General features: G+C 71.8%; 10 protein-coding genes. 3 read left to right on the top strand and 7 right to left on the bottom strand.

All coding sequences use genetic code 11. The features are described from left to right. Positions 1-109: 109 nt before the first annotated feature. Both IEZ05_RS19835 and IEZ05_RS19840 read right to left on the bottom strand, forming a co-directional pair. Positions 110-1,336: an acetyl-CoA C-acetyltransferase gene (locus IEZ05_RS19835; protein ID WP_189231509.1), complete on the bottom strand. Its 1,227-nt coding sequence runs from the start codon at positions 1,334-1,336 to the stop codon at positions 110-112. A 103-nt stretch (positions 1,337-1,439) separates the two neighbouring features. Further along, positions 1,440-2,342, bottom strand: coding sequence for a LysR family transcriptional regulator (locus IEZ05_RS19840; protein WP_189231510.1), 903 nt, complete (start codon positions 2,340-2,342; stop codon positions 1,440-1,442). Positions 2,343-2,495: 153 nt separating this feature from the next. On the opposite strand from IEZ05_RS19840, the gene IEZ05_RS19845 reads away from it, so the two are divergent. The 3 genes from IEZ05_RS19845 (at position 2,496) to IEZ05_RS19855 (ending at position 5,827) form a co-directional block, all read left to right on the top strand. Beyond that, positions 2,496-3,413: a CoA transferase subunit A gene (locus tag IEZ05_RS19845; RefSeq protein ID WP_189231740.1), complete on the top strand. Its 918-nt coding sequence runs from the start codon at positions 2,496-2,498 to the stop codon at positions 3,411-3,413. Positions 3,414-3,439: 26 nt separating this feature from the next. After that, a complete protein-coding gene (locus IEZ05_RS19850; RefSeq protein WP_189231511.1) occupies positions 3,440-4,216 on the top strand; it encodes a CoA-transferase subunit beta in 777 nt (258 codons plus the stop codon). A 63-nt stretch (positions 4,217-4,279) separates the two neighbouring features. Then, positions 4,280-5,827 (top strand): 3-hydroxyacyl-CoA dehydrogenase, encoded by a 1,548-nt coding sequence (locus IEZ05_RS19855; RefSeq protein ID WP_189231512.1) that lies wholly within the window; start codon positions 4,280-4,282, stop codon positions 5,825-5,827. Positions 5,828-5,939: 112 nt separating this feature from the next. On the opposite strand, the gene metC is transcribed toward IEZ05_RS19855, so the two are convergent. The 5 genes from metC to IEZ05_RS19880 form a co-directional block, all read right to left on the bottom strand. After that, positions 5,940-7,139, bottom strand: a complete 1,200-nt coding sequence (gene metC, locus IEZ05_RS19860; RefSeq protein WP_189231513.1) for a cystathionine beta-lyase — start codon at positions 7,137-7,139, stop codon at positions 5,940-5,942. Continuing rightward, positions 7,136-8,398 carry an MFS transporter gene (locus IEZ05_RS19865; RefSeq protein WP_189231514.1) on the bottom strand — a complete coding sequence of 421 codons (1,263 nt, stop codon included), beginning with the start codon at positions 8,396-8,398 and terminating at the stop codon, positions 7,136-7,138. Before IEZ05_RS19865 ends, metC begins: the two co-directional genes overlap by 4 nt. 79 nt (positions 8,399-8,477) lie before the next feature. Further along, positions 8,478-9,695, bottom strand: coding sequence for an ATP-grasp domain-containing protein (locus tag IEZ05_RS19870; protein WP_189231515.1), 1,218 nt, complete (start codon positions 9,693-9,695; stop codon positions 8,478-8,480). 21 nt (positions 9,696-9,716) lie between these two features. Continuing rightward, complete coding sequence (locus tag IEZ05_RS19875) at positions 9,717-10,958, bottom strand: radical SAM protein (protein WP_189231516.1); 1,242 nt, start codon at positions 10,956-10,958, stop codon at positions 9,717-9,719. Positions 10,959-11,059: 101 nt separating this feature from the next. Further along, the gene (locus IEZ05_RS19880) at positions 11,060-12,271 is read right to left on the bottom strand and encodes an ATP-grasp domain-containing protein (RefSeq protein ID WP_189231517.1); all 1,212 of its coding nucleotides are present in this window, start codon (positions 12,269-12,271) and stop codon (positions 11,060-11,062) included. Positions 12,272-12,759: the final 488 nt, after the last annotated feature.

Raw genomic sequence — 12,759 nt, forward strand, 5'->3', positions numbered from 1 at the left:
TCGTCGAGCGGACGGGGATGACTGACCGGGTGTCGCCCGGGACGTCCTGCGCCGCGCGAGTGGTACGGGGACGGCGGCGCGGAAGGGGGACGGCGGTGGTGGGGTGTCCTCAGGCGGTGACGCGCTCGAAGACCGCGGCGAGGCCCTGACCGCCGCCGATGCACATGGTCTCCAGGCCGTAGCGGGCCCGGCTGCGGTGCATTTCGTGGGCGAGGGTGGCGAGGATGCGGGCACCGGTGGCGCCGACCGGGTGGCCGAGCGAGATTCCGGAGCCGTTGATGTTGATGCGCTGCTCGTGGTCCTTCTCGCCGAGGCCCAGCTCCCGGGTACAGGCCAGGACCTGGGCGGCGAACGCCTCGTTGATCTCGATGAGGTCGATGTCGGCGAGGGTGAGCCCGGCGCGGCCGAGGGCGGCGTGGGTGGCCGGGACCGGGCCGATGCCCATGGTGGCGGCGGGGACACCGGCCCGGGCGAAGGACACGAGACGGACCAGCGGGGTGAGGCCGAGCCGCTCGGCGGTGGCGGCGCTGGTGACCAGGCAGGCGGCGGCCGCGTCGTTCTGACCGCTGGCGTTGCCCGCGGTGACGGTCGCCTCCGGATCGCCCCTGCCCATGATCGGGCGCAGCGCCGCGAGTTGATCGGCGGTCGTGTCGGGGCGGGGATGCTCGTCGGCGGTCACCACCGTCTCGCCCTTACGGGTGCGTACGGTGACGGGCACCGTCTCCGCGTCATAGCGCCCCTCCGTCATCGCGCGGGCGGCTCGCATCTGGGAGCGCAGGGCGAGTGCGTCCTGGTCGGCGCGGCTGATGGAGTACGCGCGGCGCAGGTTCTCCGCGGTCTCGATCATGCCGCCGGGGACGGGGTGGTGGACGCCGCCCGCGGTGACCCGGCCGCGGGCCAGTGCGTCGTGGAGCTGGAGGCCGGGGCCCTTGATGCCCCAGCGGCCGTCGTGCGTGTAGTAGGGGGCGGCGCTCATCACGTCGACGCCGCCCGCGATGACGATGTCGCTGAAGCCTGCCCGGATCTGCATGGCGGCGTCGAGGACGGCTTGCAGTCCCGAGCCGCAGCGGCGGTCGGTCTGGAGGCCGGTGACGGTGTCGGGGAGTCCTGCGTCCAGGGCGGCGACGCGGCCGATGGCCGGGGCCTCGGACGTGGGGTAGGCGTGTCCGAGGATCACCTCGTCGACCCCGCTCGGGTCGATTCCCGTGCGGGCGACGACCTCCGCGACGACGCGTGCGGCGAGCGCCGCGGGTGTCTGCTGGGCGAAGACTCCGCCGAAACGCCCGATCGGGGTGCGCAGCGGTTCGCAGATGACGACGTCCGAGGGGTCGGGCACGGCGGAACACCTTTCGGCGGCTCGGGTGTGTGGGGCGACCTTCGCACCCGACCACTTAGTCGGTCCAATATCGAGTTGGCCTCCTATTGATTCGCCGCCCGTCTCAATGAGCCGGGGAAGGTGTCGGCAGGGCCTCCTCGGCCACCGCGAGCACGGTCCGCAGCGCAGCGGACGGGTTGTCGGCGCGCCAGGCGAGCGCGGCCTGCCGCCGGACCGGCGGGCCGGCCAGAGGCCGGTAGACGAGCCCGCCCTGCTGGATGTGCCGGACGGAGGAGACGGTGAGCGTGACACCGACACCCGCCGCGACGAGGGCCAGGATCGTGTACGAGTCGGGGGCCTCCTGCACCACCCGCGGGTTGAAGCCGGCCGACTCGCAGACCTGGACCATCGCGTCGCGCACCGTGGAGCCGGCGTTCGCGGGGAAGGAGACGAAGGGTTCGTCGGCGAGGACCGCGATCGGGATGCTCTCGAGTCCGGCCAGCCGGTGGTCGGAGGGCAGAGCGCACAGCAGCTCCTCCTCGTCGATCACCCGGTAGGCCACCCCCGGCTGGGTCACCGGCAGACGGACGAACCCCAGATCGAGGGATCCGTCGGCGACCCGGGACAGGGCGACGTTGGCGTACGTCTGCCCCTTCATGACCAGCTCCAGCCCCGGGTGGGCGGCCCGCACCGCCCGGGTCAGGCGAGGCAGCGTCTCGTGGCTGGAGGCACCGGCGAAGCCGATGGTGACCCGGCCGCACTCCCCCCGCCCCGCGGCCTTGACCGCCCGCACCGCGGTGTCGAGGTCCTCCAGCACGGCCCGGACGGGTCCGAGGAAGGCCTCCCCCTCACTGGTGAGCCGTACCGAGCGGGTGTTGCGCTCGAAGAGCTGGACTCCGAGCTCCTTCTCGAGCTGGCGGATCTGCTGGCTGAGCGGGGGCTGGGCCATCTGCAGCCGCTTGGCGGCCCGGCCGAAGTGCAGTTCCTCGGCCACCGCGGTGAACGCCGTGAGATGACGCAGTTCCATCGGAGAAACCCATTCTTCTTGGTGTCGTCCTAATGGGACCTTAATTTGGTATTGGACAGCACTCAATAGCCGCTGACACGGTAGGGCGACCGCACGCACTCGCCGAGGAGCACCGTGGAACGGACGCGAACGGCCGACGGGGCCGGCAAAGTCATGTCGATGAGGGAGGCCGTCGCCACCTACGTGCACGACGGCGCCACCGTCGGCATCGAAGGCTTCACCCATCTCATCCCCACCGCCGCCGGGCACGAGATCATCCGTCAGGGTCGCCGTGACCTCACCGTCGTACGGATGACGGCGGACATCGTGGTGGACCAGATGATCGCCGCCGGCTGTGTCTCACGGCTCGTCTCCTCCTTCGTCGGCAACTCCTCGGCCGGTTCGCTCGGTGAGCTGCGGCGCAGGATCGAGCGCGCCGACCCGGCGCCGCTGACCTTCGAGGAGTACAGCCACTACGGGATGGTCTGCCGCTATCTGGCCGGTGCGCAGCGGCTCCCCTTCTACCCGCTGCGCAGCTACGGCGGCAGCGACCTGCCGGGCGTCAACGGCGACCTGCGCAAGGTGACTTCGCCCTATCCCGGGCCGGACGGCGAACCCGAGCAGATCTACGTCGTCCCGCCGGTCAATCCGGATGTCACGATCGTCCACGCCCAGCGGGCGGACCGCCTGGGCAACACCCAGATCTGGGGGCTGACCGGCGTACAGGCCCAGGCCGTGTACGCGGCGGACAGGGCGATCGTCGTGGTCGAGGAGGTCGTCGACGAGGAGGTGGTCCGCTCGGATCCCAACCGGACGCTGATCCCGGCACACGCCGTCGACGCCGTCGTCGTCTGCCCGCGCGGCGCGCACCCGTCCTTCGCACAGGGCTACTACGACCGCGACAACGCCTTCTACCGTGCCTGGTCGCACATCAGCGCGGATCCAGAGCGGCTGCGGGAGTGGCTGGACGAGTGGGTGTACGGAACGGCCGACCACGCCGAGTACGCCGCGAAGCTGGGCGAGGAGTTCTGGGCGGGGCTCGCGGTCGGCGAGGCGCTCAGCGAACCGGTGAACTACGGGCGGCGGCTGTGAGCACGCCGCGGGAAAGGAACGAGACCGTGACGCTCACCGCACCCGGGGCGGTCACGTCCTCGGAGCTGCTCTCCGTCGTCGCCTCCCGTGAGCTGGCCTCCCGCCGGACGGTGTTCGCCGGCATCGGGCTGCCGACGCTCGCCGTGGAGCTGGCCCGTCTGACCGTCGCGCCGCAGATCGAGGTCGTGTACGAGTCCGGGGTCTGCGGCGCGCACCCGTCGCACCTGCCGGAGACCATCGCCGACGCCGTCCTCATCTCGGGCGCGGAGGCGGTGCTGTCGATGCCGGCGCTGTTCGGGTACGTGTTGCAGGGCGGCCACATCGACGTCGGTTTCCTGGGAGCTGCCCAGATCGACCGCTGGGGCAACCTCAACACCTCCGTGATCGGGGACTGGGAGCGCCCGGACGTGCGGCTGCCGGGCTCCGGCGGCGCGATGGAGGTGATGGCCAACTCCCGTGAGGTCTTCGTGGTGATGCGCCGCCACACTCCGCGTTCCTTCACCGGGACCCTGGACTTCTGCACCACACCCGGCCCGGACCGGGCGCTGGCGGAGGGCATCCGCCCTCTGGGCGTCGGCGTCACCCGGGTCATCACCGAACTGGGCATCCTGGCCCGTGAGGGCATCGGGGAGGAACTGCGGCTGATCGCCGTCCACCCCGGTGTGACGGTCGACCAGGTCCGCGAGGCCACCGGCTGGGAGCTGAAGGTGGCCGGCTCCGTGGAGACCGTGGAACCGCCGACCGCGGCGGAGCTGCGGCTGCTGCGGGAGGACGTGGACCCCCACCGCGTCTACCTTCGCTGAGGCGACTCGCCCTTTCCGGGCTCTCCGATCCCGTTCCGCACCTACGAGAGGACCGTCATCGCCATGCGCATCAGGATCGTCGGTGCCGGGGCCATGGGCCGCGGCATCGCCCAGTGGGCCGCGTCCGCCGGACACACCGTGGAGCTGTGCGACGTTCGGCAGGAGGCCGTGACAGCGGCCGTGGACTTCGTACGGTCCATGCTGGAACGGGCGGTGGACAAGGGCCGGATGTCCGCCGGGGACCGCACGTCCGTCCTGGAGCGGCTGGTCCCGCTGGACGACCCGTGGGCCCCCGGCCCGGACGTCGAGCTGGTCGTCGAAGCCGTGAGGGAGGATCTGGACACCAAGGCCGAGGTGTTCGGGAAGCTGGAACAGGTCCTGCCCGCCGCCGCCGTCTTCGCCACCAACACCTCGTCCCTGTCCGTGACCCGGATCGCCGCCACCCTGCACGACCCGAGCCGGCTCGCGGGTCTGCACTTCTTCAATCCCGTGCCGCTGATGAAGATCGTCGAGGTGGTGCCGGGAGCGGCGACCCGGCCGGACATCCCGCCGGCCCTCACCGCGCTGGTGGAGGGCTGCGGCCACCGCGCGGTCACGGTCGCGGACACGCCGGGCTTCCTGGTCAACCACGCCGGCCGGGGCCTGGTCACGGAGGCGTTGGCGCTGCTGGAGGAGTCGGTCGCCGAACCGGTGGACATCGACCGGATCGCCCGGGACGTGCTGGGGCTGCGGATGGGTCCGTTCGAGCTGATGGATCTCACGGGGCTCGACGTCACGGCCTCGGTGATCGACTCGATCTGGGAGGGCTTCCGCCACGAGGACCGCCTGCGCCCCTCCTACCTCACCCCGAACCGGGTGACGGCGGGGCTGCACGGCCGGAAGACGGGCCGGGGCTGGTACGCCTACGGCCCGGATGACACCGCCGCCGCCGCCGTCGCGGAGCCGCCGGTGACGGGCGACGCGGACCGACCGGTGTTCGTGACGGAGACGGATTCTCCGTCCGCAGCCGCGCTGCGCCAGGCGCTGACCGCCACCGGGGCGACCGTGGAGGCCGGCCCCGAGCCGTCCGGTGCCGCGGTGGTGCTGGTTCCGGTCTGGGGCACCACGGTGGCCTCCGCCGTGGCCGCGCTGGGTCTGCCCGCCGGACGCGCCTTCGGGGTGGACCCGCTGCCCGCGGCAGGCCGGCGCCGAGTGCTCGCGGTGACACCTGCGGCCGATCCGTCCGCCGCGCGGGACGCGCGTGCGGTCCTGGCCCGGGCGGCGGACGGTGAGGAGCCGTACGCCGTGTCGGTGGTGCGGGACACGGCGGGCTCGGTCGCACAGCGGCTGCTGGCCTCCGTGGTGTCGGTCGCCTCGTCGATCGCGGAGCGCTCACTCGCCGTTCCGGCGGACATCGACCTGGCCGTGAGTGCCGGGCTCGGCTACCCCGTCGGGCCGCTGACCTGGGGAGACCGGATCGGCGCCGCCCGGATGCTGGAGCTCCAGCGGGCCCTGCACGCCACGACCGGCGACCCGCGACACCGCCCGACCCGCTGGCTCACCGAGCGCGCCCAGCTCGGCCTCCCCCTGACGGCCCCGGGCACATCGCCCGCCGACTGCACCGGCCGGTGACGGCGGAGGCTGCCGTTCGACCCTGCGACGTGTCGTGCGGGTGCCGCCGGTGTGCTGTCAGTCGAAAACGTCCAGGACATGATGCCGGCACCGCAGACGTGGCCCGTCCTTTCTACCCGCGCCTCCCGCGCAGGACCTCGAACCCCGCCCTCAGGTCCTCCTTCAGGTCGGCCAGGGCCTCGAAACCGACGTGCACCCGGATCAGCGGGCCGCGGCCCGCCCATGTTCCGGGCAGGCGCCGGGAGACGGGGTCGGCGGGGACGATCAGGCTCTCGTAGCCGCCGTAGCTGTGGCCGAGGCCGAAGAGGCGCAGCCGGTCCAGCATCGCGTCGATGTCCGGTTTGCCGAAGGCCGGGTCGAGTTCCACCCCGAACAGGCCGGCCGCACCGGTGAAGTCGCGGCGCCACAGATCGTGTCCGGGGTCCCCGGGCAGTCCGGGGTGCAGAACCGCCGCCACACCTTCCTGTTCCGCGATCCAGCGGGCCAGATCCAGCCCCTGTTCGTGGTGGCGGGCCAGGCGCACCCCGAGGGTGCGCAGTCCGCGCAGGCCCAGGTAGGCGTCGTCGGCGCTCGCGCACTGGCCGAGTCGCATCGCCGCGCCCCGGACGAGCGGGTAGCTCTCCTCGGTGCAGACGACCGCCCCGAGGATGCTGTCCGCGTGCCCCGTCAGGTACTTGGTCGCGGAGTGCACCACGGCGTCCACGCCCGCGCCCAGTGCCAGCGGGCGGTGGTACACGGGTGTGGCCCAGGTGTTGTCGGCGACGGTGGCCACCCCGCGGGCCCGGCAGACGGCGGTGAGCGCCGGGACGTCCTGCACCTCGAAGGTGGTGGAGCCCGGGGACTCCAGGTACAGCAGCCGTGTGCGCGGGCGGATCAGCCGGGCGATCGCGGCGCCGTCCGCGGTCGGGTCGTAGTACTCGGTCTCCACCCCCAGCGCGGCGAGCGAGTCGCAGAACTTCCGGGTCGGCAGATACACCGAGTCGCTGACGAGGATGTGGTCGCCGGCCCGGACGTACGCGAGGATCGTCGTGGTGATCGCCGCGAGGCCGGAGCACGTCACCACCGCGGCGTGGCCGCCCTCCAGTTCCGCCAGCGCCTCCTCGAAGGCGCGGGTGGTGGGCGTGCCGAAACGGCCGTAGACCGGGCCGCCGCGCTTGAGCGGGTCGGCCTGGGAGGCGTCCATCTCCGCCACGTCCCGGTAGAGGACCGTGGAGGCGTGGTGCACGGGCGGGTTGACGTAGCCGCCCTGCCGGCGCGGGTCCGAACCGGCGTGGACGTACCGTGTCTCCGGCGAGTCGACGGTCTCGTTCACCGGCCCACCGCCGGTTCGGGCAGCGGCGGTTCGGGCACGGCGGGCTGCCGGTGGCGGCCGAGCGCCAGGGCGAGCAGGGCCGCGATCGCGCACTGCGCGCCCACCACGAGCCAGAAGGTGCCCAGGTGGCCGCCGGACTTGTAGTGGGCGAAGACGAATCCGCCGACGACGCCGGCGAGGAGTCCGCCCACTCCGCCCGTGAGCCGCTGCACACCGAAGGCGAACGCGGCGTTGCGCGGCAGGAGTTCGACCAGTTCCAGGTCGCAGCGGAGGAAGAGGAAGATCTCCCCCATGGTGAACAGCGCGGTGCCGCCCAGCAGGGCAGGGGTGCCACCGAGGGCCATGACCGCCATGCCGGCCGCCATCACGGCGAACGAACCGGCCATCAGCAGGCGGTAGTCGGCCCGGGCGATGCGGTCGGCGAGCACCGGCTGGAGCACCACCACCATGGCGCAGTTGAGCAGCATCACCCAGCCCAGCGCCTGGATGTTGGACACCCCGGCGGCGTACAGACCTATGAAGCTCTGGAAGAAGAAGTACAGGTAGTAGGCGAGCGCGGTGAACAGGACCGGGCGCAGCGCTCCCCGCAGCGCCGCCCGCTTACCGGTGGGCCCCTCCTCCCCGGCCGGCTCCGGCGCCGCGGCCGGCCGGCGCCCGGCCTGCTGCAGGGTGATCTGGTGGGCCACGGTGATCAGCGCGAAGAGCGCGGCGAGTCCGATGAGCAGCGCCATCGGGTCGGCGTCGACCAGCAGCGCGGCCAGCAGCGGGCCGAGGCCCATGCCGGCGTTGAGCGCGGCGCTGCTCACCCCGAGGAACAGCGGACGCAGCTCGTCGGAGACACTGGTGACGATGTACGCCTTGTTCGCCGGGAGGTACAGCGCGGGGCCGCCCGCCACGAGGACGACGGCCGGGTACGCCACCCAGGGCACCTCGACGGCCACCCCGAGCAGCACCAGGCCGGCCGTGCGCAGGGTGAGCGCGCCCACCATGGTCCGCTTGAGCCCGAGCCGGTCCACGACCGCGCCGCCGAGGATGCTGCCGCCGAACTGGATGAAGGTGGCCACCGCCACCAGTACCCCGGCCACCCGGACGTCCAGGTGGACGGCCTCGACCATGAGCACCCCGATGAACGGGGTGACCATGTAACTGCCCAGCGCGACGACGAACGACAGGACGATCAGGGACTTGAGTCCGGACGGCAGACCGGTGAACGTCCGGTACCTCGCGGCGAGTCCGCCGCCGGCGCGTCCCCCGCTCACGGCGCGTCGCTCTCGCCGGTGGCGACGGGACGTGCCGAGGGCCGGCCGACGGGGTCGGTTCCCGTAGGTGCCGGCCTGCTCATGCGATACCTCCGGCGGACGGGGCCGGCCGCCACCGGGAGGTGTCGGAGAACCAGCCCGCCACGTGTTCGAGATTGGCGGCCACCTCCTCCTCGCTGTCCCCGCCGACCACGTAACCGGCCAGGAACAGCCCGGACTTCACGCCGCCGTGGAATTCCTGGCCGGCCCTCCCGGTGACCATCACCTCACGGACGCACTCGGGCTGCTCGGCCGCCGTGGGCAGCCGCTCCAGCACCCCGTTCTGCGGCGGGATGCACAGGGCGCCCGCGGGCCGGTACCCGTGCGTGGCCGGCGTCGGGGTCAGGCCGCACTCGGCGTACAGCCACGCCTTGTCCAGGTCCATCCCGAACGCCTGCCGGACCAGTGCGCTGATCATGCCTCCGCCGGTACGGCTGGCGATCTCGCAGAAGACCAGCCGGTCGTCCGGCGTGATCCAGAACTCGGCGTGGAAGGCGGTGTGCGGCGGCGTCGGCAGCTCGGCCAGCACCGCCCTCGCCGCCTTGACCAGCCGGTCGTACAGCGGATCCTGCGGGGTGAGCGGCAGGTTGGCCACCCAGTCGTTGCTCCGGAACGACAGGCAGTCGTTGAGGTAGCGGAAGGGGTGGACGAAGACGACCTCCCCGCCGGCCACCAGACCGTCCACGTGGTACATCTGCCCGGGAACGAACACCTCGATCTCGCTGGTCCCCCGCCACGGACTGGCCAGGTAGGCGTCCAGCTCCGCCTCGTCACGGATGATCGCCGCACCCAGCGAGCCCGACTCGGACACCGGCTTGATCACGACCGGGTAGCCGTGCTCGGCGACGAATTCGAGGGCGGTGTAGGCCGAGTCGAGCCGGCGGTAGGCCGGCACGTCGACGGGACCGCCCGCGAGATGGTCCTTCATCACGACCTTGTCGCGGAAGGCCAGCGCGCTCGCGGTGTGCTGGCCCGGCAGACCGAGCAGCTCCCGCAACTGCGCGGCGCGTACGACATCGGCCTCGGCCCGGGCGAAGACCGCCTCGACCGCGAACTCGCGGGCCAGCCGCAGCGCGGTCTTCTCGACCAGCTGGTTGGTGTCGTACGCGTCGAAGGCGTGCACGTGCGGGAGATGGGAGTAGCTCTCCGCGTACTCACGCGCGGTCACGATGACCGGGACGATCCCCGAACCGGCCAGCCACTGGTCGTACGGGGTCTTGGCATACGGCGTCTTGGCGAAGACGAGGATGTGGCGCATCGCTGGGGTCTTTCTCTCGGTTCAGGAGGCGGAGTCGGTGAGGAGCGGCAGCCGGCGCCGCTCCGGGACCCGGGAGATCAGGCCGAGTTCCTCGGACAGCTCGGTGGCGAAGCAGCCGTCCTTGTACGTGCCGGACATCCGCTTGGCGGTGAACGCCTCGATCTCCTCGTGGTCGAACTCCACGTCGTACGTGGTGCCGCCGGTGGTGACGGTGCGGGTCAGGATGCCGAGGTGCGGTTCGAAGGTGTTGACACAGCCGACGACGTCGCCGATCTTCTCGCGGCGGCCCTCGGGGCCCTCGGAGAGGACCTCCTCCTGCGCGGGAATGGCGGCGAAGAGCTGACGGCCGGCCCGGCACCAGCCGACGTGGCCGGGGAAGCCCATGGCCTTGATGCCGAACGTGCCGAAGTCCTCGCTGACGCCGAGCTGGAAGCCGAGCGGGATCGTCTCGTGGAGCCACTTGAAGTCGCGGTACGCCTGCTCGACCTCCTGACGGCTCAGGCGCAGTTCGGGGTGGCGGTTGCCGTGGTCGGTGAAGTTGTTGAACCGGACGGTGGCCACGCCCAGCTTGTTGAAGTAGTGGGCGTAGCGCTCCAGGGAGGTGCGGCCGTGGTTGTGACGGCCGACGGTGACGCCGATGTTGACGCGGAACGCGTCCTCGGGGGCGACGCCCTCGTTGTACTCGGCGATGCGGCGCAGCACCTCCTCGGTGTCCGCCCCGGAGAAGACGCCCTTGATGGGGTACGTCTTGTGATCGGTGACCTCGAGGTTCTCGTCGATCACGCCGTGGTAGGTGATGGAGATGGTGCCGTAGCCGTTCTCCACCGCCCGGTCGAGGAGTTCCCGCCAGTTGTCGGCGAGCAGGGGGCGTCCGCTGGTCCAGGCGTCGCCCTTCTCCATCGTGGCGGTCGGCGTGTGGTCCAGCTCCTGCCGGAACTCGCGGTTGTTGGCCGGTCCGTAGAGGTTCATGAACTCGCCGTCGTAGGCGAAGCTGTCCACGTAGCGCGGGTACACGTGGTATCCGTGCGACTGGAGGCCCTCCAGGATGCGGGGGCCTTCCTCCATGGCGAAGGACTTGTCGTAGACCTTCTCGTAGTTGACGAACCAGCAGTGCGCGCACTTCTGGCCGCAGGTGTTCCTGCCGACCTTGGTGTCGAGGTCGAGGTAGATGTGGATGTCGTCGGGCTTGATGTCCTTGAAGGGCGTGGTGAACGGGACATCGCCGTGGAAATCGTAGGAAATCGGCGCGTTTTGGACGGACATGTGGGCCCCCGGTGTGGTGTGTGGTCGTCAGGAACGAGGCAAGCGGGCAGGACGGAGCGTCAGGTGCTCCAGGAGACGCGGTACCGCGGTGCGGCCGCGCGTCAGAGATGTGGCTCGGGCGCGGTGGTGACCACCGGCCGTGCGGTGAGTTCCGCGACGGCCGCCGCGCAGGCTTCGGTGCCGGCCGCGGTCAGGACGGCCATGCCGAGCCGGTCGGCGGAGGAACGCATCGGGCGGACCTCGTCGCCGGGCCGGACGGAGAGTTCCCAGGCGTCGATCCGGCCGTGGGCGAGGGCCGGCGACGGCTCGACGGCCGTGACGCGCCCGGGCGGGGCGGTGAGGAAGACGGTGGCGGCCGCGGCCGCCGTGGCGGCACTGCGCCGGACCCCCTCGCCGATCGCCCAGCCCAGGGCGGCGCGCCGCCACTCGACTCCGGTCGTGAGCCGGACCAGGTCCGCGATGCCGTCGCCGCCGAGCCGGGTGTGGGTCTCGATGACGACGATCTTGTCGCCGTCGACCATCACCTCGGTGTGGCTGGGGCCGTCGGTGAGTCCGAGGGCGTCGAGCAGTTCGCCGACCGCCCGGGCGACCAGCTCCTGGCGGCGCGGGTCCAGGGAGGGCGGTGGCATCGTGTGGCTGACTTCCACGAAGCCGTCCGCGGTGCCCTTCTCGGCGATGCCGACGACCGTGTGCCGCCCGCCCGTGGAGAGGACCTCGACGCTGAACTCCCGCCCCTCGGCGAACTGCTCGAACAGGGTGGCGGCCGTACGGCGGTCCGCCGGGAGCGCGTCGACGCTCTCCACCAGGGCGATGGAGGCGCTGCCGACCCCGTCGACCGGCTTGGCGATGACCCGCCCGTAGACGGCGAACAACCGGTCCACCGCCTCGGCGTCGTCCCCCGCCGCGAAGGCCGGGTTCAGATGCGGTGCCTCGCGCTCCAGGACGCGCCGCATGGCCAGCTTGTCCCGGGTGACGCGGACGACGGCCGGGTCAACGCCGGTGACGCCGAGCCGGCGGGCGGCCAGTGCGGCCGGCTCCAGGCCGAACTCGGTGAGCGAGACGACGGCGGTGGGCCGCAGCGGGCGCAGCACCTCGTCGGTGAAGGCCAGGAAGGCCGGCAGGTCCCGGAAGTCGGCCGTCAGGACCCGGGTGCCCGGGTCGAGGGCCGGAGCGCCGGGCAGTTGTACGTGGATCAGCTCGCAGGGCAGAGACGCCGCCGCCCTCGCCACGGTCGGGTTGGCGCCGACGATCACGAGAGCCGGGACGTCGTCCGTGTCCCCCGGACAGTCCTCGTCGGGCCCGCCCGTACTCATTGCGTGCACTGTTTCCTCCCCCTCCCGCACCGACTGCTCGTTCGGTCGGCGCGGTCAGCAAGACAATGCAAGCGCGCCCTGAGGTTGTCAACAGGCTCACGGAGAGTGACAGTTGGCCCTCGCGACCCGGTCTGACCTGGCAACTGCCCGCATCCGTAGGGCACGTTCGATGCCGTGTACGACCGATGGACGACCCGCGCTCGCCCGCGCGTGGACACTCCGTGCCAGGCCATTCCGGCCAAGTTTCGACCGCCGCGAAACACTGCGTTCACAAAAACCGCAGCATGGTGTGCCGGTCGTCGGCGGTTTCTGGTCAATCATCGAAGGAGCGGCACGCGGCGGGAATATGGAGGCGCCGGAGGGGACGGCGACGGCGCCTCGCCACTGCCCGCTCACACCGCTTTCCCGCCAAACCGTCCCGACCTGCAGGCATCGCTGAGCACCGGGACGGCTGTGAGCCGCCCGGCGGGCTGGGTCGTTCCGCTTCA

This window comes from Streptomyces flaveolus (assembly GCF_014648815.1).
In the GTDB taxonomy this organism is placed as follows: Bacteria; Actinomycetota; Actinomycetes; order Streptomycetales; family Streptomycetaceae; genus Streptomyces; species Streptomyces flaveolus.

What these genes read in the sequence shown, in the direction of transcription:
- IEZ05_RS19840 (WP_189231510.1), bottom strand. Translation starts at nt 2,342, where the DNA reads ATGGAACTGCGTCATCTCACGGCGTTCACCGCGGTGGCCGAGGAACTG.
- IEZ05_RS19880 (WP_189231517.1), bottom strand. Translation starts at nt 12,271, where the DNA reads ATGAGTACGGGCGGGCCCGACGAGGACTGTCCGGGGGACACGGACGAC.
- IEZ05_RS19845 (WP_189231740.1), top strand. Translation starts at nt 2,496, where the DNA reads ATGTCGATGAGGGAGGCCGTCGCCACCTACGTGCACGACGGCGCCACC.
- IEZ05_RS19875 (WP_189231516.1), bottom strand. Translation starts at nt 10,958, where the DNA reads ATGTCCGTCCAAAACGCGCCGATTTCCTACGATTTCCACGGCGATGTC.
- IEZ05_RS19855 (WP_189231512.1), top strand. Translation starts at nt 4,280, where the DNA reads ATGCGCATCAGGATCGTCGGTGCCGGGGCCATGGGCCGCGGCATCGCC.
- IEZ05_RS19870 (WP_189231515.1), bottom strand. Translation starts at nt 9,695, where the DNA reads ATGCGCCACATCCTCGTCTTCGCCAAGACGCCGTATGCCAAGACCCCG.